Genomic DNA, 18,974 nt, shown 5'->3' on the forward strand with positions numbered 1-18,974 from the left:
AGCGATGGGAAATAGTTTAAAAGAAATTCGAGGCAAGATTACGAGTGTAAAAAACATCCAAAAAACCACTCGTGCGATGAAGCTCGTGGCAAATTCAAAGCTCAAAAAAGCCGTAGAAGCCGCCAAGCGCAGTCGAATCTATGCTGAAAAGCTAAATGAAGTATTTGATGAAATTATCCAAAAAACGCTCCACAACGGCAATTTGTTTGAGAAAAATGACATTTTGTTTGTGGATAAGGATAGGGCGGTAAAAATGGTGGATATTGTGTTTATCACATCCGACAAGGGCTTGTGTGGCGGATTTAACGCTAATACGATAAAAGCCGTTGTTTCGCTTATGAATGAATACAAAAAGCAAGACATCAAAGTGCGACTGCGTGGCGTGGGGAAAACGGGCATTCGGTATTTTAACTTTAATGAAATCGAGCTATGCGATGAGGGCGATGGGCTTTCATCAAATCCTAGCGATTCAGCGGCAAGTGAGTTTATTATGAAAGCGGTAAATGACTATGTGGAGGGCATTACAGACAAAGTCATAATTATTCATAATGGCTTTAAAAATATGCTATCACAAGAGATAGAACAAGTGGAGATTCTGCCCTTTAAAGTCGATTTGGACGAAGTCGCCGCGAAATCAAGTGGCAGAGTTGAAGGCGAAATGCTTATTGAGCCAAGCGATAGCGAAAAGCAGATTTTAGATGAGTTGGTGCGACAATATATAAATTATAATATGTTTTACGCGCTAATTGATTCACTTGCAGCGGAGCTAAGTGCGCGAATGCAGGCGATGGATACAGCGACTAAAAATGCTTCGGAGCTGGTTAGAGATTTGACAATCAAGCATAACAAAGCGCGTCAAGCGGCAATCACTACCGAGCTAGTAGAGATAAATGCCGGCGTTGAAGCGATGAAATAATGGCAAGCGATGAAATAGGCGATAAAATAACAAAAAGGAGAACTTATGAAAGCTAAAAATTTAAATGGGACAATCTCACAGATTATGGGTCCTGTGGTGGATATTGACTTTGTGAGCGAGGGCGAAGAGGCGTATTTGCCAAAGATTTATGAGGCGATTGATGTAATTTATCAAATGGATGGCGAGGAAAAGCGACTTGTGCTTGAAGTCGCCGCGCATTTGGGCGATAATCGTGTGCGAACAATCGCTATGGATATGACAGAGGGACTTAGTCGCGGGCAGCAAGTAACGGCGCGTGGCACGATGATTGAAGTGCCTGTGGGCGAGGAAGTTTTAGGGCGTATCTTAAATGTCGTAGGCGATGTAATCGATGAGGGAGCACCGCTCTCACGCAAAATTACAATGCCGATTCACCGCTCTGCGCCTAGCTTTGAAGAGCAAAGCACAAAAACAGAAATGTTTGAGACAGGCATAAAAGTCGTAGATTTACTTGCGCCATATTCAAAAGGCGGAAAAGTCGGGCTTTTTGGCGGTGCTGGTGTGGGCAAAACGGTCATCATTATGGAGCTAATCCACAATGTCGCTTATAAACACAGCGGATATTCGATTTTTGCAGGTGTCGGGGAGCGCACAAGAGAGGGCAATGACTTGTATAATGAGATGAAAGAAAGTAGCGTTTTGGATAAAGTCGCGCTTTGCTATGGGCAGATGAATGAGCCACCGGGAGCGCGAAATCGCATCGCATTTACAGGGCTTACGATGGCTGAATATTTCCGCGATGAAAAGGGACTTGATGTGCTAATGTTTATTGATAATATTTTTAGATTTGCGCAATCTGGGGCAGAAATGTCCGCTCTTTTAGGGCGAATCCCATCAGCTGTGGGCTATCAGCCTACACTTGCCACTGAAATGGGCAAATTGCAAGAGCGAATCACTTCTACCAAAAAAGGCTCAATCACTTCTGTCCAAGCGGTTTATGTCCCAGCGGATGACTTGACTGACCCTGCGCCGGCGAGTGTTTTTGCGCACCTTGATGCCACCACAGTGCTAGATAGAAAAATCGCTGAAAAAGGCATTTATCCCGCAGTTGACCCACTAGGCTCTACATCGCGAATCTTAGACCCGCATATCGTTGGCGAAAAGCACCACAAAGTCGCTATGGGCGTTCAGCAAGTGCTTCAAAAATACAAAGATTTGCAAGATATTATCGCATTGCTTGGTATGGATGAGCTATCCGAGGAAGACAAACGCACCGTTAGCCGTGCTAGGAAAATGGAGCGATTCTTATCGCAACCATTCTTTGTTGCAGAGGTTTTCACAGGCAGTGCGGGTAAATATGTGAGCTTGGAGGATACAATCAACGGCTTTGAGGGCATTTTGGAGGGCAAATACGATGATGTCCCCGAAGCGGCATTTTATATGGTTGGCAACATAGATGAGGTAGTGGAAAAAGCACAAAAGCTAAAAAGCTAAAAGGTAAAAAGCAATGGAGCATATTAAATTAAGCATCGTTACGCCCTATGGTGAGATTTTTAGCGATGAAGTAAAGTCCGTGTTTTTGCCCGGCAGCGAGGGCGAATTTGGCGTGTTGCCCGGGCATTGCGATTTTTTGTCGCTTTTGAAAGTAGGCGTAATTGATATTTTAAAAAAAGATGATAAAAGAGAGCTAGTCGCGATAAATTGGGGCTATGCGGAGGTGACAGATAGCAAAGTCGCCGTTTTGGCAAATGGCGCGGTGGCGATTGAGGGTAGTAGCGATAGTGAGATTAGCGATGCGATTGACAATGCTAAAAATTTGCTAAAATCCGCCGCCGCAGAAGAGGCACTAGTCTCTATTGCCATTACAAAGATTGAGAATAATTCACGCTAGATTCTGCGAAGGTGGCTATTTTTGAGTAATTTTTTAAGCGATATTGGACCTGTGACTTGGGCGGTTTTGGCGTGGCTGTCGCTTTATTTTGTCATAAATATTTGGATTTTTATTTGGCGTATTATTAAGCTAAATGATGTTATGCGAATCGAAAAGGACACGCTAGACTTGCTTCTATCCGCTCGTACGCCACTGCCAAATGCGGTGTTTTTTAAGATTTTTGATGAGAATAATATCAGCGAAAATATTTTAAAAGTCTATAAGTTAAAAGCCGTATCTTACGCAACTATCGGGCTTTCAATGCTTAGCATTATCTCATCAACCGCGCCATTTATCGGGCTTTTTGGGACGGTGGTAGAGATTTTGGAGGCGTTTTATCATTTGGGAGGCGAGGGCAAAGTGAGTTTTGACATTATCGCACCCATCATTTCAAAGGCACTCATCGCTACGGCATTTGGCATTTTAACGGCAATCCCGGCGTATTCATTTTATATCATTTTGCGCCGAAAAGTCTATCAAATCGGCTCATTTTTGGATATGCAAATAAATGTAATGCTTTCAGCCCCACCCAAAAAAGACGACTTTAAAATCACTTTAAGCAAATCGAGCAAATCGGTAGAGTAGGGCAGGGCGCATTTTGGATATTTACGATGATTTAGATGATAAGCCCGAGCTAAATATCACGCCATTAGTGGATATTATGCTTGTGCTTTTGGCGATTTTGATGGTGACAACGCCTACGATTGTTTATAAAGAGGATATAACTCTTGCGCGTGGCTCAAAAACGCAAAAAGTCATAAATGAGCCACAAATCGAAGTGCGAATCGACAAAAAACGCAATATTTACATAAAAGACACCACTTACAATTTCAAAAATTTTGTGGATAATTTCAATCTTTTGGGGCAAAGCTATGACAAAGCCACGGAGGTGCGAATCCGTGCGGACAAAGACATAAATTACGGCGATGTGATTTTTGTGCTAAAAAGCATTAAAGAGGCTGGATTCTTAAAGGTGTCCTTAATTACAAATGGATAGATTTGGCAATAATTATAAAGACGGCATTTTCGTGCTTAGCGGGGTTTTCTCGCTATCGCTTTATGTGCTTTTGCTACTTTTGATGGCGTTATTTTTTAAGTTAAGTAGTGAGCGCATAAATATCTCCATAAACGCCAAAAGTGCGATTCAATCAATCAGCGTGAATCTAGTCGAAGTGCCAACAAAAAACGCAGAATCTACCGCAGAATCCCCCAAAATTACCGAACAAATCGCCCCAAAAAATGAAAACAAACCAAAAGAGAGCGGTTCAAAAAGCGCGATTAGCGGACTTGGCGCGAGTGATTTATTTAGCAAAATTGATACCAAAAAACCATCGCAGAATCTAAATGAGATTCAAAGCGACAGAGATAAAATCGCCCTTAACAAAAAGGGCGAAAATCCCGCAAATGACGCATTAAATAAGATTTTGCAAAGCACGCAAAATATCGAAAAAACCTTGCAGAATCTAAACTCAAATATTATGATTACCGATTCAACCGCGTCCAAATTTTGCGAAAAGCACGGCGATTATTGCAAGAAATTAACGGAGATTTTATACAAAAGCTGGAATGCCAAAAGTGCCTTTGATGAAGTGCTTTCATCGATTGTGCAAATTTCTATTAGCAAAGATGGAAATTTTAGCTATACTATCAAAAAAAAATCAGGCAATGCGACATTTGATAGCGAGCTGGCGCACTCTTTGCAGAATCTAACGACACAAAAAGTCCCCGTGCTTGAAAATGTCCGCATTGACAAATTGGAAGTAAATTTCACAAATAAAGGAAGGATGGAATGAAAAAAATACTTGTAATTTTCGCGCTATGCGTAGCGTTTGTGGCGAATCTATTTGCGATTGATGCAACTATCGAAGTGGTAAAGGACGCAAACAAACTGCCTACAATCGTGGTTGAAAATCTAAACGCAAACAAAAATGATGTGCTAATCTCAAGCAAGATTCACAAAATGCTAGTGGCAGATTTAAAGGTGAGTGGGCATTTTAGTGTAATTGAACGAAATGAGGGTGCAAAAGATATAGATTATGAATCTTACGCAAAAGAAAATGTAAATTTGGTAGTAAAGCTCGAAAGCCAAGCAAGTGGCGGTGAGCTAATCTCTACGATTCAAGTCTATGATGTCAATGTCCGCCAAACCGCGCTTTCAAAGCAATACAGCGTAAAAGAAGAAATGCGCTTTCCGTTTTTGTCGCATAAAATGGCGATTGATATAAATGGCTACATTCAAGCACCCAGCATTGATTGGATGAATCGATTCGTGGTTTTTTCAAAATATACGAAATCCAAAGAGAGCTACATTGTGATTGCTGATTATACGCTAACTTATCAAAGTGCGATAATTCGCGAGGGGCTAAATGTTTTCCCAAAATGGGTGGATTTGGAGCAAACTACGATTTTATTTACCAAATATCTGCCAAAGCCAACCCTTGTGCGCTACAATATCTACACAGGCAAAATGGAGCGATTGCTATCTAGCGATGGGCTAATAATCGCAAGTGATGTCAGCAAAGATGGCAAAAAAGTGCTGATAACTATGGCACCAAAGGGGCAAACAGATATTTATCTCTACGATATGACAACAAAGCAAAATACAAAGCTGACAAATTACAACGGCATTGATGTGGGCGCAAATTTCATAAATGGCGAAAAAAGCATAATGTTTATTAGCGACAGACTTGGCTATCCAAATATTTTTTCGTTAGATTTAAAATCGCGCCTTATTACACAGCTAGTCTATCACGGGCGCAACAATAGCTCTGCAAGCGCACACAACGAATATATCGTGTATTCAAGCAGAGAGAGCGCAAATGAGTTTGGACCAAATATCTTTAATCTATATTTGATTTCTACCAAAAGCGACTATATTAGGCGATTAACGGCAAGTGGCGTAAATCAAATCCCGCGCTTTTCGCGTGATGGCGGAAGCATAATGTTTGTAAAAAGCACAGAAGATGAGAGTTCGCTAGGCATTATCCGCCTAAATTACAACAAAAGCTACCTTTTCCCTTTGGCAAACGAAAAGATTCAATCGATTGATTGGTAGATTCTGCGATTTTAGTCAAAATGGAGCAATTATGGGCTTTGCAAATAAATATTTGGATAGATTTCGTAAAATTGGGCGAAAATTCATTTTACCAAGCGATGAAATCAAAGGTATTTTAGAGGCACATATAGATTTTAGCACAATAAAATCCGTGTGTGATTTTGGCGCAGGGACGCTCTTTTGGAGTGAATATTTTGCAGAAAAATTAGGTGGCAACAAAGTAGATTCTGCGATTAGGGGGGGGGCAGAATAGAGTTTTTGCAATCGATGCGATTTATGAAACTTATGCCCCGAAATTGGCGTTTGATAATGTGATTTTGGAGAGAGATATTTCGCTAACATCGCAAAAATTTGATTTGATTTTTGCAAGTGATGTATTTCATCATTTAGATAACGTAGATTTTGATAGGATTTTTAGCGTATTTCTCTCGCAGGGAGCGAAGTTTATCGTTATTAAAGACATCGATGCAAATCATAAATTTGGGGATTTTATGAATAAAACGCACGATTTGCTAATAAATGGCGAAAAGGTGCGCTCCATTTTTCCGCAAAAATTGCAAATGCGATTAGAAACGCACGGATTTAGCGTGGAATATTTTTATTTGCCAAAACTTTGGTATCCGCATTTTCTGCTTGTAGCACGAGCGTAAATGGCGTTTTTATTGTAAAATTTTTTGTAGATTCTGCGATTTATTGATTTTTTTGTGCCAGATTCTGCGATTTGCAGAATCTAGCGTGTAAATTTTTGCTATGATTGTAAAATTGTTTTAAAAAAGGATTAAAATGCAGATTTTAAATACAAGTGATTCGGCGTTCCGTGCGGACTTTGAGGCGATTTTAAATCGTGGCAATATGGATTTGGAAAATGCGAGTAAGATTGTGAGTGAATTGCTAAATGACATTCGCAAAAATGGCGTAGAAGCGATTTTAGCGCATATTGCGAAGTTTGATAAGTGGAGTCCCAAAAATTTGGAGGACATAAAATTTAATCCAAAAGATATGGAAAATGCCTACAATGGCTTATCAGCCGACTTAAAAGACGCGCTAAATCTTGCATACCGCCGAATCTATGATTTTCACACAAAGCAAAAGCAAAATTCGTGGTTGGATTATGAAAGCGATGGCACAATGTTAGGCGTAAAAATCACACCAATCGCCCGTGCAGGGCTTTATATCCCCGGAGGCAAAGCCGCCTATCCTAGCTCACTTTTGATGAATGCAATCCCTGCGCTTGTCGCAGGTGTGGGCGAAATCGCCGTTTGCTCCCCCACACCACAGGGCGAATCAAATCAAATGCTTTTAGCCGCGATGCACATCTGCGGGATAAAAGAGGCATACAAAGTCGGCGGCGCAAGTGCAATAGGGCTTATGGCTTATGGGTGCGCAAAAGGCGGCATTGCAAAGGCTGATACTATCACGGGACCGGGCAATATTTTCGTAGCGTGTGCCAAAAAGCTCGTATTTGGCGATGTCCATATTGATATGATTGCTGGACCTAGTGAGATAGGGATTATCGCAGATTCGGGCGCGAATCCTGCGTATTTGGCGATGGATTTGCTATCTCAAGCTGAGCACGATGAAATGGCAAGTGCGATTTTAATAACTGATGATAAAAATCTCGCAAACGCCGTTAGTGCAGAAATAAAGCGCGTCCTATCCACGCTAAAACGGCGCGAAATCACACAAAAATCTATCGACAATCGCGCCGCAATCATCATCACTAAATCTACTGCCGAATCTATCGCGCTGATGAATGAAATCGCGCCTGAGCATTTGGAAATCGCCACGCAAAATCCGCACAATTTGTTGCCATTTATCAAAAACGCGGGGGCAATTTTTTTGGGCGCATACACGCCTGAGGCGATTGGCGATTATATCGCTGGACCAAATCACACGCTCCCTACAGGCGGTAGTGCGCGGTTTTTCTCGCCTTTGAGTGTGGAGCATTTCATCAAAAAAAGCTCCATTATTAGTTTTTCGCCAAATGCGATGCGTGAGATTGGTGATAAATGCGCGATTTTAGCGCAAAGTGAAGGATTAGAAGCACACCAAAAATCCGTAGAGATTCGACTAAAAGATTTAGGCAAAGATTCGCGTGAATCACGCTGATTTAGGGGATAAAATGCAAAAAAACAATGATATTTTTGATGAAATTTTTGAGAGTTCGCCATTGGAGCATTTGATAAAGATTTTGCCACAGCTATCTCCAAGTGCGTTGCAAACTGCATTAGAGGCGATTTTTGCAGAATATGCGATAATGGAGCGCGTGATTGAAAATGAAAATTTGGGCGAAAAAGTGCGGGAGCTTAATCAAACCCGCGATTCTGCGATAGATTCGCGCAAACAAGACTTAGCATTGCGCCTAATGCACGAGGTTTTATCGCAAGGGGATTAAAGATTTTGGCTTTTATAAGATTTGTAGTAACTTTGCGTTACTCTAAATGCGCTAAAATCTTAAAGATTTACAGATACGCAGAATCTTGCGCGGTAAGTTAAAAAAAATCGTAGATTCTACGAATTTCGCAGAATCTTGCCTAAAAATCGCAGAATCTCGCCCGAAAATCGCAGAATCTGACAAAGAATCCGCAGAATCTACGCATTCATCTCATCATAATGTTTGTGATAAATTTCTTGCATTTTATTGCGCAAGTCATCATACCATTGTGGATTGCTAAAATCGGGCGTATAAGCCTCCAAACAAATCGCTCTTGCATTCCGTGAGCGCACCTCTAAGCTCGAAGCGTCAAATAAATTTCTTGTATTTACTAGCACTATGGGCTGGACTTTTAATTTGTATTTTTCAATTAGCATTTTTGCGCCGTTTTTGAAAGGCAAAAAGTCGCGTCCGCCTTTGCTTCGTGTGCCTTCGGGGAAAATAGCTAGGATTCGCCCCTCATTTAGCTTGTTTTTCGCCTCTTTGATTAGGTAAATAAGCGATTTTTTGTCCTCTCTATCGATTAAAATCATTTTTGGGGCTTTGAGCGCGTGTCCATAAAGCGGGACTTCGCCCAGCTCTTTTTTTGCCACCCAGCAAATATCCCACGGATAGTAAGCCTCCAAATAGGCTATATCCATAATGCCTTGATGATTTAGCACCAAAATTTGCGCACTTCTATCAAAGTCGCCGATTCGCGTCATCTTAAAGCCATTTAGCCAAAAAAATACACGGCTACTCTTGCGAAATGGGCGATTTATGGGGCGAAAAATATACAAACTCAAAATTATAAAAGGCAAAATGACAAGTGTGCTAAATGCCGCCCAAATCCCGCGAATACGGCTCATTACGCCTTTCATTTCACACTTGCCTTTTCAACCCACCCTGTTTTATTATCTTTCGTTAAAATTTTTATATAATCATTGTGCCGACTAATGATTTGCACTTCCGCATTTGCGGGGATTTTGGCGATGATTGTAGAATTTGTCGTAGGGAGGATTCGCAAATAACTATCATTTTTCATCGAACTTTTTTCATTGATATTTACACTAATCACCACAAAAAGCAACAGCAAAACGCCCACCACAAGCAAAGAGACGCGAATCTTAAATGGGATTTTGCGAATCAAAAACGCCACAAACAGCACAAAACTCAAACCCAAAATAACGATATTTTTAAAGATTAGCACTTTGTTTATGGGCGCGATTTCTTGATTTATGCTAACGCTCGTGCTTGTGGCGATATTTTTAATATGCTCTTGCTTGTAACTTTGCGATTTTAAGTCAAAATATTCAAAATCAAGCGCGGCAATTTGATTTGATAGCACCACATAAAAAAGTCCGTTGCTGCGCGTGATAATGCCCTCAAAACTCTCAAATCCCTGCTTTTTTAAATGCGGGATTTTGAAATCCTCTAAATTCGCCATCTCCGCGCTAAATTCAAGCAAAATAATGTTATTTTTTGCGTCATACTCGCGGACATTTGGCGTAACCTTTAAATTCTCCGCCACCACACCGCTAAAATTTGGATGATTTGGACGCAAATCTATCGCAGTGCCACGCATTTCTTTGCTGATGGAAACATCGCTAGATTCTGCGTTTTGCACGATTACTTCTAACTGCGGAAAGGCGAAATTTTTATCCAAAATCTTAAAATACACGATTTTTTCCAAACTGCCATCATCCATCGTCTCAAACGCAGAATCCGCATTTTGAATCGCCACTCCATTGCCCTCTAAAAATCCTATGGAGCGCACTTCGGCATTCTCTAACACAAGCACGGAGTATTTCACCGCGACAATCTCGCCTATGTAGCGCAACTCGCTTGGTTTGACAATCTCGCTTGTGATATAAACTAATCGCGATTTGATTTCATCGGCGTTCGCAAAACTCAAAATAAAAGCAAAAAATAGCAGAATCTGCGTGAATATTTTGGGGAGATTCTGCGGATTCTGCGATAGATTCTGCGAAAAATTGGCGAGATTCTGCGGATTCTGCGCTAGATTCTGCGAAAAATGTGATGAATTCTGCGGATTCTGCGGATTTGTTGATTTTGTAGATTCTGCGCTCATTTGCCAAACTCACACGCTAAAAATGTTAGATTCTGCGAATTTAGATTCATTAGATTCTGCGGTAGATTCTGCGATTTTAGATTCTGCGCTAAAAATATCTTTTAGCATTTTTGCGCCATCATCGCTTCCTAAAACGCGCTCAATGGCGCGTTCGGGGTGAGGCATCATTCCAAAGACATTTTTATTTTCATTGCAAATCCCTGCGATTCGCGCAGTAGAGCCATTTATATCAGCGGTGTATTTTAGCAAAATTTGATTGTTTGCGTTTAATTGCTCTAATCCCGCGCTATCGATATAATAATTCCCCTCTGCGTGGGCTATTGGGAGCTTTATTTTTTCACGCAAAGTGTAGCTTTTTAGCAAAGCGTTGTCATTAGCGCAAATCTCAAATTCGCCCAGCACACTTTTATACGCAATGTCCTTATTTCGCATAAGCACACCGGGCAACATTTTTGCTTCGCATAGGATTTGAAAACCATTGCAAATCCCAAAGACAAAGCCCCCATTGTCCGCAAAATTTTTCACCGCTTTCATTATGGGCGCAAACTTCGCAATCCCCCCGCACCGCAGATAATCGCCATAGCTAAATCCCCCCGGCACTATGACTAGATTTGTCCCGTGTGGCAGGGCGGTTTCTTTATGCCAGACAATCGCGCACTCGTTGCCTAAAAAACGCGTGGCGTATTCCACATCAAACTCGCAGTTTGTGCCTAAAAATCGCAATATCGCTATCAATTCAAAATCTTTATATTGTAATTTTCAATCACAGGATTTGCAAGTAAATCTTTTGCCATAGATTCTGCGCGAATCTGCGCCAAATCAGCGTCTTGTAAGTCCAAATCCACAATCATCTTTTTTGTGATTTTTAAATCTTTGACACAATCAAATCCTAGCGAATGCAACGCATTAAAAATCGTCTTTGCCTGTGGGTCTAAAATGCCTTCTTTTAGGCTAATCTCAATCTCTGCTTTCATAAAATGCCCTTATATAGATTCTGCGATTTATACGCTCTGCATTCGCGCCAAAACTTCCTTATACGCCTCGCTGACATTTCCCAAACTTTGGCGAAAAATATCTTTATCCATTTTTTTATTGCTATCTTTATCCCAAAGTCTGCAACCATCGGGGCTAATCTCATCAGCTAACAAAATCGCGCCACTCTCATCACGCCCAAATTCGACTTTAAAGTCAATCAAACGCAGATTCGCCTTTGCAAAAAACTCCACCAAAACGCTATTGATTTTTCGCGCCGTAGTTTTTAAGAAATCTGCCGTCTCGTCGCTATCAATAATCCCCATAATCTTGCAATGCTCATCATTTACAAGCGGGTCATTTAGCTCATCATTTTTGTAATAAAACTCAACGATGGGGAAATCTAGCGTTTTGCCCTCCGTAATGCCTAGCCGTTTGGTAAGCGAACCTGTGGCGACATTGCGCACAACTACTTCAAGCGGGATAATTTGCACTTTTTTGCAAAGCATAGAATTTTCATCAAGCGACTTTATAAAATGCGTTTTTATGCCATTTTGCTCCAAAAGATTAAATGCAATCGTGCTAATTTGGCAGTTTAGCGAACCTTTGCCTTTTTCATTGCCCTTTTTTTGCGCGTTAAACGCTGTTAAATCATCTTTAAACTCCGCAATTACCGCTAAATCATCGCTTGTCGCATATAGCTTTTTGCCCTTACCTTCATAAAGCAAATCTAACTTTTTCATAATTGCCCCCTTAAAATTATTTGTTTGCCACGCTGATTTTGCCTGAAATGCCTACAACCGTTAGCACTTTTAGCGCGTCAATCGCGCTTTTTAGCTGAATGTCATTGTAAATATCCTCGCTTGTGATTGTTTTGCTTTTGTTGTCTTTTGGCGATTTTGCGCTTTGTTGCGTAGCAGTTTGCGCCCCGCTATCCAACTTTTCTAGCTCACTTTGGAGGTGCTTTTTCAAATCTGCCTCTTTGATTGAAAAATCATCGCCATCTTTTGGCACAGCTCCCGGATACACGACAATATCTGGCGTAATACCGACTGCTTGAATCGTCCGCCCACTAGGCAAATAATATCTTGCAGTAGTTAATCGAAGCGCGTCCCCATTGTCGCTATTATCAAGTGGCAACACGATTTGGACACTTCCCTTGCCAAAGGTATTTTCGCCCACGATTATTGCGCGTTTGTGGTCTTGCAAACTTCCTGCGACAATCTCACTTGCACTTGCACTTCCGCCATTTACTAGCACCACAAGCGGGATTTTGGCAAATGGAGCTTTGCCATTTGCGCTAAATTCTTCATTGTTACTTTTAATTTTGCCTTTTTGGGAGACGATAACGCCCTCTTTTATGAAAAGATTGCCAAGTCCCACAGCTTGCTCTAAAAGTCCGCCCGGATTGTTGCGTAAATCTAAAATTATGCCTTTTGATTTGCTGTTTTTTACCAAAGATTCGACATTTTTGGTAACCTTTTCATCAAAGGTATTCACGCGCAAATAGAGATAGGGCGTCCCATCAATCTTTTTTGCATAAGTAGAATTTATCTCAATAGTATCGCGCTGTATGTCAAAAACAAGCGGTTTTGATTCGCCTTTGCGGATAATGGTGAGTTTTACGCTCGTTTTTTTCTTACCACGCATTAGATTCACGGCATCATCGATTGTCATATTTAGTGTGCTTTGGTCGTTGATTTTTAAAATCACATCACCTGCTTTTAGTCCCGCTTTGTCGCCCGGAGTCCCTTCGATTGGCGAAATGATAGTAAGTGCTGAATCTTTCATAGAGATTTGAATGCCGATTCCATCGAAATGTCCGCTTGTTTGCACCTTTAAATCCGTGTATTCTTTGGGCGTGAGATATGCCGAATGCGCATCCAAATTGCTCAAAAGTCCGCTGATTGCTTTATTTACAATCTCATTCATAGAAATATCATCGACATAGTAATTTTCGATATTTGAAATCACCGTGCGAATCTTGCTATAACCATCAAGGCGCGATTGGTTGGAGTTGCCTTTGGCAAAGAGATTGCCTACCAAAATCGCACTTACAATAAAAGCAGTGCCAAAACCTGCGAGTAAAAATCTGTAATATTTCATTTTAGTCCCTAATGTGTGTGATTTAAGAGCCATTGCTCATTACAAAATTTAGATTCAAAGGCGGGATTTTACCACAAATAAAGTTTAAATTTAATTAAAATTTTGCTTTATTTTGCATAAATTTTCACTTTGTCAAAATGGCGTTAAAAAATCATTAAATATTGGACGATATATCGCCTACATTTATTTAAGGGGTTTGTAAGAAAATATGGCGGGCGTTACGGGTAGGCTATTTGCTCCACTTGATTTGATTGTCAAAGCATTGCTAATTTTTGCGCTGGGGGGGGCATTTTAGGCAATGCACTCGTTGCCAAAGAGCCTACAAATTGGCTTTTTGGCTTTGGAGTGGGTGCTGGACTTAGCACGATTGAGCAAAAATATTCAGATTCTGCGTTTGTCAAAAATATAGGCAATGGTGCTTTCAATCAAAATCAAGTCATAACCGCGACAAGCGCAAAGGATTGGGGCGTTGCGTGGGAATTTTTAGTCGGCTACAAGCATTTTTTAAATGATTGGGTGGGATTTCGCTACTATGGAAATATAGGGATTCAGCATTATCAACCCGTATCATTTGCTTCTAACAAGCAAGAAATTGGCTTTGTGGATTATACGCTAAATGCGGACTTGCTAATCGACTTTTATGAGACGACGCACTGGGCTATTGGAATGCTAGGCGGAATGGGCTTTGGCGGGACTAGCTTTGATAAAAATGCCGTTAGCAAATATCTAGCGCAATATAATTCGGCTGGACAGCCCATTGGCTTGGCAGATGACGCAAAGCATTTTTTTAATGTGAATGCTTCTGTGGGGCTTCGCGCTGTGATTTTTCAAAAGATTCGGCGCACGGGAGCTAGAGTCTGTGATGATTTCGTCAATGGTAAGCGCGTATGCCGTGTGCCTATCTTTTACATAGGACATAATATCGAGATAAATGCGAAATTTCCATTGCTTGACTACAAAGCTACGCCAAACCCTGATGTAATTAGGGCTAATGGTGGTGGCACGAATTTTGCCGACCGCCCGGGATATACGATAAATAATCCGTATAGGATAACGATTCGCTATATCGTGGATTTTTAAAAACGCGATTGTCTCGTGGCAGATTTCGCGGGAGTTTGAAAAATTCTCGCTCGATGGACTCCCAAGTCCTATCTTCGCTCGAATTTTTCGGCACAACCCACGAACTCCACTCACGATACTTCCGCGCTAGATTTGTGTGAAGAATCCAAAATATTTCGTCATTGCGAGATTCTGCGAAGCAGAATCGTGGCAATCCATACATTAGATTCTGTGATTTTTGCGTGTGATTCTGTGAAGTTTTTGTGTAAGATTCTGCGATTTTCGTGCGAATCGCAGAATCTCGCACAGATTTTTGATTTAGATTCTATGAAATGCGTATTATAGATTCTGCGTTTTTCGTGCTAGATTCTGCGAAATCGCAGAATCTACTCGCTTTTATCGCCCTATCGCTCTACTAAAATTTTCATTTTATTCGCACTCACCACCACATACAGCTCTTTTGTGCCGTTAAATTTATATCCACCCTTTGCTTTATAGTCCTCCAAAAAGCGCACACGATACAAATCTAGCCCCGATTCGTTTGGATATGGCGCAATATTTATGTCGCTAAAATCGATTGTTTTGCTCTCATTTTTAGCAAACACGCTTTTCTTAAAGTCCCTAAACTGCGCGATTTTCATACCATCAAAGCGCGTGAAATTCTCATCATAAAAGCTCAAATACGCCTCCAAATCATTCTTTACCCACGCATCGCGCCACACAAAAAGCCCTTGCAAAATCACCGCTAGGGCGTCTTTGGAGGTTTCTTTGACTTCGTTTGGATATGTGATAAGAATCGCCTTTTTGTAATCAATCGCGCTCTCATAGCCCAAAAGCGTCTTATTATCAATCGCAATGCAACCTTTGGTAAATTTGTCTCTATCGCCATTTAGGGGCAATCCGTGAATCCAAATCCCGCCACCCGTCTTTTTTTGCAATCTATCATAGAGATTTGGATATGAAGTCGCAAACGCCAAAGGTCCGTAATATTGGTCTAAATTCGTCAGTTTATGTGTCAAATCATACGCGCCAATCGGCGTTGCCAAATCGCCCTCTTTAAATTTATCGCTTTGTTTTGAGCCAAAAATCGCATTTGTTTTGTTTAGCAAGTTTATTTTGTCGCCTTTAATTTCATAAAGGGCGAGATTCTGCGATTTTTTAGAAGCGACAAAAATAAAATTCATATTTTCAAAATATCCAAAACTTGTGTCTTTTTTTGCAAGATAATTGCTCCAATAATTTTTGTCTAAAAAGTATTTTTCAAGTGTGGATTTTATGTTTGCAATCCCGCCTTTGCGGTATTCATCGACTAAATTGTAAATGTCATTTGCGCCTAAATTCACACAAAAGATAAGCCCTAAAAATGCAAGTTTTTTCATCGCAGTCCTTTACGAATCGGTGTTAATTTTTAAAAAAATGCGAAATTATACTATAAATTATAAACTTTTTAAGAAAAAAATAAACCAAATTATTATAAAATTCACGCTTTTTAATTTCAAAATTGAAGGACAAGCCAATGCAAGCAATATTTAAGAATGGAGGCAAACAATACAAGGCGCAAGTAGGGGACATTCTGCTACTTGATAGATTAGACCTTGAGCCAAAATCAAGCATTGAAATTACGGAAGTTTTAGCGATAGTAGAGGGCGAGAAAATCGCCGTTGGGACGCCATTTGTGGCGGGTGCTAAAGTTAAAATCGAAGTTATCAATCACGGGCGCGGAAAAAAAGTCATCACTTTTAAAAAGCGCAGACGCAAGGACAGCAAGACGAAGCGAGGATTTAGACGCGACTTTACACGCGCTAGAATCGTGGATATTAGCAAGTAGAAATTTATAGAAAGGATTAAGGTATGGCACATAAAAAAGGACAGGGTAGCACCCAAAACAACCGCGATTCAGCGGGACGCAGACTTGGCGTAAAGAAATTTGGCTCGGAGTTTGTCCGCGCAGGAAATATCATCATTAGGCAACGAGGCACGAAAATCCACGCAGGAAGCAATGTCGGACTTGGCAAAGACCACACGATTTTTGCGCTAGTTGATGGCGTGGTTAGCTTTTCGCGCAAGGACAAAAATCGCAAAAAAGTCTCCGTCATCGCAAGCGAGGCAAACTAATCATATTTTGCAAAGTGTCGCAAAAGTCCGCTAGATTCTGCGAATTTAGTGAGATTTGCAGAATCTTATGAGATTTAAGTGCGTGAATTGCGCTAGATTCTGCGATTTGTGGATTTAGATTCTGCGAGTTAAATATAAGAATGCAAAATGTTTGTTGATAGCGTTGATATTTTTGTGAGTTCTGGCAATGGAGGCGCGGGGGCGGTTAGCTTTCGGCGCGAAAAATTCGTCATTCAAGGCGGACCTGATGGCGGAGATGGCGGAAAAGGCGGCGATATAATCTTTGAAGTCGATAATAACGCCGATACGCTTTCAAAATTTCGTGGCAAAAAGCACTATAAAGCCCAAAACGGCGCACAAGGGAGCAGTCGCAACTGCAAAGGCAAAAACGGCGCAAATCTCATCATAAAAGTCCCGCTAGGCACGCAGATTTTTGATTTTGAGGGCGATAAACTAATCGCAGATTTGGATAGGACAGATTCGCAACTCACGCTTTTAGTCGGCGGAAAAGGCGGACTTGGCAACGCAAGATTTAAAAACGCCACGAATCAAACGCCCACCTACGCGCAACGCGGGATAAAAGGGCAGAGTTTGCATATCAAATTAGAGCTAAAACTAATCGCCGATGTGGGGCTAGTGGGCTTCCCAAATGTCGGCAAATCCACGCTAATTTCAACGCTATCAAACGCAAAGCCCGAAATTGCGGATTATGAATTTACCACGCTAATCCCAAATTTGGGCGTTGTGGAAGTGAGCGAATTAGAATCGTTTGTGATGGCGGACATTCCGGGCATAATAGAGGGCGCAAGTATCGGGCGGGGGCTTGGATTGCAATTTTTAAAGCATATCGAGCGGACGCGATTTTTGCTATTTGTGCTAGACTCCACGCGCCAAAATAGCCGTCAAAATAGCCACCAAAATAATAGTTTGGTAGCGCAGTTTGAAAGTTTGCGAGGCGAATTATCGAAGTTTTCAAGCGAACTTTTTAGCAAAAATTTTGGCATTGCCATTTCAAAAAGCGACATTGCAGAGCAAATCAATGCGAATTTTTTGCGCGACATAGCGGATTTGGAGGCGCATTTGAATGCTTTGCAAAACCCACAAAAATTTATTTTGCAAATTTCAAGCATTCAAAAAAGGGGACTAAAAGAGCTAACTTTCGCACTATTTGAGGCGATAAAGGCGTGATTTTAGCGAAACTATATAAATGATAGCGGACTTTTGTGTCCGTAAGCAAACGAAGTGCAGTTTCTTTCAGTAAATACAAATTGTGCCTACAAACACGTGAATCTAAATTGACGACTCTATAAACCCACCTCCCAACACAATATCATCTTTATAAATCACCAGTCCCTGCCCGTTTGCTACGCCATACACGGGCTCTAATAGCGTTGCGCGAATCTTATCGCCACTAAATGCCAGATTTGCGCGAACCGCGTTGCTACGATAGCGAATCTTTATGCGATACTCGCCGTCCTCTAAATCACACGGCATAAGCGACTTTGCGCGTATTTCGCGTTTTAGCAAGTCCGCCTTGTCGCCTACGATGATTTCATTGCGCCCCGCGTCAATTTTTACCACATACTGCGCCTTTAAGGACAGCGGAATGTCTAGTCCCTTGCGTTTGCCGATGGTGTATTGCATATAGCCTTTGTGTGTGCCGATTTGTTCGCCTTGCAAGTTGCGAATCGCGCCTTTTTGCTCGATATTTAGCTCATTTTTTAGCGTGTCAATGTAGTCTTTTTCCACAAAGCAAATCTCTTGCGAATCTTTATAGTCCGCTAACTCCCCAAACCACGACATTTTGGCAAATGCTTCTTTTTTGACATTTTCTTTGAGTTTGTCGCCAAGCGGGAAAATGAGCCTATCTTTGGCAAACTGCGAGATTCCAAAGAGAAAATAGCTTTGGTCTTTGCTTTTATCCACTGCCTCTTGAATGTAGTTTTTGCCCTGTATGCGCTTGATTTGCGCATAATGTCCGCTTGCGATGAACTCACAGCCCAACTCCAAAGCCTTTTCTAATCCAAGCCCAAATTTTATATTTGGATTGCACATCGCGCAAGGATTTGGCGTCTGCGCGTTTTTATACGAAGCTATAAAATAATCATAGACTTTTACCTTAAATGCCGTTCGCAAGTCGATGACGCGAAAATCGATATTTAGATTCGCCGCGACTTTTTGGCATTTTTGGATAAAAAAATCGTGTTTTTTGTCGTTGTTGTGTAGCTTCAAATAAATGCCATAAACTTCGTAATTTTGGCGCAATAAATACGCGCTGTATGAGCTATCTATGCCACCGCTCATAAGCAAGGCAACTTTTTTCATTATAAATCCTTG

26 protein-coding genes are annotated in these 18,974 nt (G+C 41.2%); 15 read left to right on the forward strand and 11 right to left on the reverse strand.

The annotated features are described in order from the left end of the window. Nucleotides 1-4: 4 nt before the first annotated feature. From atpG to ACWIUE_RS01260, 11 genes are all read left to right on the forward strand, one after another. Nucleotides 5-916 carry an ATP synthase F1 subunit gamma gene (gene atpG / locus ACWIUE_RS01210; RefSeq protein WP_454134123.1) on the forward strand — a complete coding sequence of 304 codons (912 nt, stop codon included), beginning with the start codon at nt 5-7 and terminating at the stop codon, nt 914-916. A gap of 45 nt (nt 917-961) precedes the next feature. Further along, the gene (atpD, locus tag ACWIUE_RS01215) at nt 962-2,389 is read left to right on the forward strand and encodes a F0F1 ATP synthase subunit beta (protein ID WP_454134125.1); all 1,428 of its coding nucleotides are present in this window, start codon (nt 962-964) and stop codon (nt 2,387-2,389) included. Nucleotides 2,390-2,402: 13 nt separating this feature from the next. Further along, nucleotides 2,403-2,786 carry an ATP synthase F1 subunit epsilon gene (gene atpC / locus ACWIUE_RS01220; RefSeq protein WP_454134126.1) on the forward strand — a complete coding sequence of 128 codons (384 nt, stop codon included), beginning with the start codon at nt 2,403-2,405 and terminating at the stop codon, nt 2,784-2,786. A gap of 21 nt (nt 2,787-2,807) precedes the next feature. Further along, nucleotides 2,808-3,410 (forward strand): MotA/TolQ/ExbB proton channel family protein, encoded by a 603-nt coding sequence (locus tag ACWIUE_RS01225; RefSeq protein WP_454134128.1) that lies wholly within the window; start codon nt 2,808-2,810, stop codon nt 3,408-3,410. Between the two features lie 10 nt (nt 3,411-3,420). After that, nucleotides 3,421-3,822 (forward strand): biopolymer transporter ExbD, encoded by a 402-nt coding sequence (locus ACWIUE_RS01230; protein ID WP_454134524.1) that lies wholly within the window; start codon nt 3,421-3,423, stop codon nt 3,820-3,822. Further along, nucleotides 3,815-4,618 carry a TonB C-terminal domain-containing protein gene (locus ACWIUE_RS01235; RefSeq protein ID WP_454134130.1) on the forward strand — a complete coding sequence of 268 codons (804 nt, stop codon included), beginning with the start codon at nt 3,815-3,817 and terminating at the stop codon, nt 4,616-4,618. The genes ACWIUE_RS01230 and ACWIUE_RS01235 overlap by 8 nt, the downstream gene beginning before the upstream one ends. Then, nucleotides 4,615-5,880 (forward strand): Tol-Pal system protein TolB, encoded by a 1,266-nt coding sequence (gene tolB / locus ACWIUE_RS01240; protein ID WP_454134132.1) that lies wholly within the window; start codon nt 4,615-4,617, stop codon nt 5,878-5,880. Before ACWIUE_RS01235 ends, tolB begins: the two co-directional genes overlap by 4 nt. A 31-nt stretch (nt 5,881-5,911) precedes the next feature. Then, nucleotides 5,912-6,133 carry a hypothetical protein gene (locus ACWIUE_RS01245; protein WP_454134133.1) on the forward strand — a complete coding sequence of 74 codons (222 nt, stop codon included), beginning with the start codon at nt 5,912-5,914 and terminating at the stop codon, nt 6,131-6,133. Nucleotides 6,134-6,176: 43 nt separating this feature from the next. Next, a complete protein-coding gene (locus ACWIUE_RS01250; RefSeq protein WP_454134135.1) occupies nt 6,177-6,530 on the forward strand; it encodes a hypothetical protein in 354 nt (117 codons plus the stop codon). A gap of 133 nt (nt 6,531-6,663) precedes the next feature. Continuing rightward, on the forward strand, nt 6,664-7,989 hold the full coding sequence (gene hisD / locus ACWIUE_RS01255; protein WP_454134137.1) for a histidinol dehydrogenase: 1,326 nt from the start codon (nt 6,664-6,666) through the stop codon (nt 7,987-7,989). 13 nt (nt 7,990-8,002) lie between these two features. Next, entirely contained in the window at nt 8,003-8,275 is a 273-nt protein-coding gene (locus ACWIUE_RS01260; protein WP_454134139.1) for a DUF2018 family protein, read from the forward strand. Nucleotides 8,276-8,326: 51 nt separating this feature from the next. Here the strand turns inward: ACWIUE_RS01260 and ACWIUE_RS01265 are convergent, their stop codons facing one another. From ACWIUE_RS01265 to ACWIUE_RS01300, 8 genes are all read right to left on the reverse strand, one after another. Beyond that, a complete protein-coding gene (locus ACWIUE_RS01265) occupies nt 8,327-8,458 on the reverse strand; it encodes a hypothetical protein (RefSeq protein ID WP_454134141.1) in 132 nt (43 codons plus the stop codon). A gap of 14 nt (nt 8,459-8,472) precedes the next feature. Beyond that, nucleotides 8,473-9,174 carry a 1-acylglycerol-3-phosphate O-acyltransferase gene (locus ACWIUE_RS01270; RefSeq protein WP_454134143.1) on the reverse strand — a complete coding sequence of 234 codons (702 nt, stop codon included), beginning with the start codon at nt 9,172-9,174 and terminating at the stop codon, nt 8,473-8,475. After that, complete coding sequence (locus ACWIUE_RS01275; RefSeq protein ID WP_454134526.1) at nt 9,171-10,001, reverse strand: SH3 domain-containing protein; 831 nt, start codon at nt 9,999-10,001, stop codon at nt 9,171-9,173. The genes ACWIUE_RS01270 and ACWIUE_RS01275 overlap by 4 nt, the downstream gene beginning before the upstream one ends. A 184-nt stretch (nt 10,002-10,185) precedes the next feature. After that, nucleotides 10,186-10,392 (reverse strand): hypothetical protein, encoded by a 207-nt coding sequence (locus ACWIUE_RS01280; RefSeq protein ID WP_454134144.1) that lies wholly within the window; start codon nt 10,390-10,392, stop codon nt 10,186-10,188. A gap of 2 nt (nt 10,393-10,394) precedes the next feature. Beyond that, a complete protein-coding gene (gene purQ / locus ACWIUE_RS01285; protein WP_454134146.1) occupies nt 10,395-11,120 on the reverse strand; it encodes a phosphoribosylformylglycinamidine synthase subunit PurQ in 726 nt (241 codons plus the stop codon). After that, a complete protein-coding gene (purS, locus tag ACWIUE_RS01290; RefSeq protein ID WP_454134148.1) occupies nt 11,117-11,359 on the reverse strand; it encodes a phosphoribosylformylglycinamidine synthase subunit PurS in 243 nt (80 codons plus the stop codon). Before purS ends, purQ begins: the two co-directional genes overlap by 4 nt. A 27-nt stretch (nt 11,360-11,386) precedes the next feature. Beyond that, nucleotides 11,387-12,100 carry a phosphoribosylaminoimidazolesuccinocarboxamide synthase gene (gene purC, locus ACWIUE_RS01295; protein ID WP_454134150.1) on the reverse strand — a complete coding sequence of 238 codons (714 nt, stop codon included), beginning with the start codon at nt 12,098-12,100 and terminating at the stop codon, nt 11,387-11,389. Nucleotides 12,101-12,116: 16 nt separating this feature from the next. Continuing rightward, nucleotides 12,117-13,463, reverse strand: a complete 1,347-nt coding sequence (locus ACWIUE_RS01300) for a S41 family peptidase (protein ID WP_454134152.1) — start codon at nt 13,461-13,463, stop codon at nt 12,117-12,119. Between the two features lie 345 nt (nt 13,464-13,808). Between ACWIUE_RS01300 and ACWIUE_RS01305 the strand changes: the two genes are divergently transcribed. Then, entirely contained in the window at nt 13,809-14,543 is a 735-nt protein-coding gene (locus tag ACWIUE_RS01305) for an outer membrane beta-barrel protein (protein WP_454134153.1), read from the forward strand. On the opposite strand, the gene ACWIUE_RS01310 is transcribed toward ACWIUE_RS01305, so the two are convergent. Both ACWIUE_RS01310 and ACWIUE_RS01315 read right to left on the reverse strand, forming a co-directional pair. Beyond that, nucleotides 14,452-14,829 carry a hypothetical protein gene (locus tag ACWIUE_RS01310; RefSeq protein WP_454134155.1) on the reverse strand — a complete coding sequence of 126 codons (378 nt, stop codon included), beginning with the start codon at nt 14,827-14,829 and terminating at the stop codon, nt 14,452-14,454. The genes ACWIUE_RS01305 and ACWIUE_RS01310 overlap by 92 nt on opposite strands. A gap of 97 nt (nt 14,830-14,926) precedes the next feature. Beyond that, nucleotides 14,927-15,901, reverse strand: a complete 975-nt coding sequence (locus ACWIUE_RS01315; protein ID WP_454134157.1) for a L,D-transpeptidase Cds6 family protein — start codon at nt 15,899-15,901, stop codon at nt 14,927-14,929. 137 nt (nt 15,902-16,038) lie between these two features. Between ACWIUE_RS01315 and rplU the strand changes: the two genes are divergently transcribed. The 3 genes from rplU (at nt 16,039) to obgE (ending at nt 17,825) form a co-directional block, all read left to right on the forward strand. Next, nucleotides 16,039-16,350, forward strand: a complete 312-nt coding sequence (gene rplU, locus ACWIUE_RS01320; RefSeq protein ID WP_454134159.1) for a 50S ribosomal protein L21 — start codon at nt 16,039-16,041, stop codon at nt 16,348-16,350. Nucleotides 16,351-16,373: 23 nt separating this feature from the next. Then, nucleotides 16,374-16,637, forward strand: coding sequence for a 50S ribosomal protein L27 (gene rpmA, locus ACWIUE_RS01325; RefSeq protein ID WP_454134161.1), 264 nt, complete (start codon nt 16,374-16,376; stop codon nt 16,635-16,637). Between the two features lie 147 nt (nt 16,638-16,784). Further along, nucleotides 16,785-17,825: a GTPase ObgE gene (obgE, locus tag ACWIUE_RS01330; RefSeq protein WP_454134163.1), complete on the forward strand. Its 1,041-nt coding sequence runs from the start codon at nt 16,785-16,787 to the stop codon at nt 17,823-17,825. A 102-nt stretch (nt 17,826-17,927) separates the two neighbouring features. Here the strand turns inward: obgE and mnmA are convergent, their stop codons facing one another. Next, on the reverse strand, nt 17,928-18,962 hold the full coding sequence (gene mnmA / locus ACWIUE_RS01335; RefSeq protein ID WP_454134164.1) for a tRNA 2-thiouridine(34) synthase MnmA: 1,035 nt from the start codon (nt 18,960-18,962) through the stop codon (nt 17,928-17,930). Between the last annotated feature and the right edge of the window lie 12 nt (nt 18,963-18,974).

The organism is Helicobacter sp. 23-1045 (genome assembly GCF_053654655.1).

What these genes read in the sequence shown, in the direction of transcription:
- atpG (WP_454134123.1), top strand. Translation starts at nt 5, where the DNA reads ATGGGAAATAGTTTAAAAGAAATTCGAGGCAAGATTACGAGTGTAAAA.
- atpD (WP_454134125.1), top strand. Translation starts at nt 962, where the DNA reads ATGAAAGCTAAAAATTTAAATGGGACAATCTCACAGATTATGGGTCCT.
- atpC (WP_454134126.1), top strand. Translation starts at nt 2,403, where the DNA reads ATGGAGCATATTAAATTAAGCATCGTTACGCCCTATGGTGAGATTTTT.
- ACWIUE_RS01235 (WP_454134130.1), top strand. Translation starts at nt 3,815, where the DNA reads ATGGATAGATTTGGCAATAATTATAAAGACGGCATTTTCGTGCTTAGC.
- tolB (WP_454134132.1), top strand. Translation starts at nt 4,615, where the DNA reads ATGAAAAAAATACTTGTAATTTTCGCGCTATGCGTAGCGTTTGTGGCG.
- ACWIUE_RS01245 (WP_454134133.1), top strand. Translation starts at nt 5,912, where the DNA reads ATGGGCTTTGCAAATAAATATTTGGATAGATTTCGTAAAATTGGGCGA.
- hisD (WP_454134137.1), top strand. Translation starts at nt 6,664, where the DNA reads ATGCAGATTTTAAATACAAGTGATTCGGCGTTCCGTGCGGACTTTGAG.
- ACWIUE_RS01260 (WP_454134139.1), top strand. Translation starts at nt 8,003, where the DNA reads ATGCAAAAAAACAATGATATTTTTGATGAAATTTTTGAGAGTTCGCCA.
- ACWIUE_RS01270 (WP_454134143.1), bottom strand. Translation starts at nt 9,174, where the DNA reads ATGAAAGGCGTAATGAGCCGTATTCGCGGGATTTGGGCGGCATTTAGC.
- ACWIUE_RS01275 (WP_454134526.1), bottom strand. Translation starts at nt 10,001, where the DNA reads ATGGATGATGGCAGTTTGGAAAAAATCGTGTATTTTAAGATTTTGGAT.
- purS (WP_454134148.1), bottom strand. Translation starts at nt 11,359, where the DNA reads ATGAAAGCAGAGATTGAGATTAGCCTAAAAGAAGGCATTTTAGACCCA.
- purC (WP_454134150.1), bottom strand. Translation starts at nt 12,100, where the DNA reads ATGAAAAAGTTAGATTTGCTTTATGAAGGTAAGGGCAAAAAGCTATAT.
- ACWIUE_RS01300 (WP_454134152.1), bottom strand. Translation starts at nt 13,463, where the DNA reads ATGAAATATTACAGATTTTTACTCGCAGGTTTTGGCACTGCTTTTATT.
- ACWIUE_RS01315 (WP_454134157.1), bottom strand. Translation starts at nt 15,901, where the DNA reads ATGAAAAAACTTGCATTTTTAGGGCTTATCTTTTGTGTGAATTTAGGC.
- rplU (WP_454134159.1), top strand. Translation starts at nt 16,039, where the DNA reads ATGCAAGCAATATTTAAGAATGGAGGCAAACAATACAAGGCGCAAGTA.
- rpmA (WP_454134161.1), top strand. Translation starts at nt 16,374, where the DNA reads ATGGCACATAAAAAAGGACAGGGTAGCACCCAAAACAACCGCGATTCA.
- obgE (WP_454134163.1), top strand. Translation starts at nt 16,785, where the DNA reads ATGTTTGTTGATAGCGTTGATATTTTTGTGAGTTCTGGCAATGGAGGC.
- mnmA (WP_454134164.1), bottom strand. Translation starts at nt 18,962, where the DNA reads ATGAAAAAAGTTGCCTTGCTTATGAGCGGTGGCATAGATAGCTCATAC.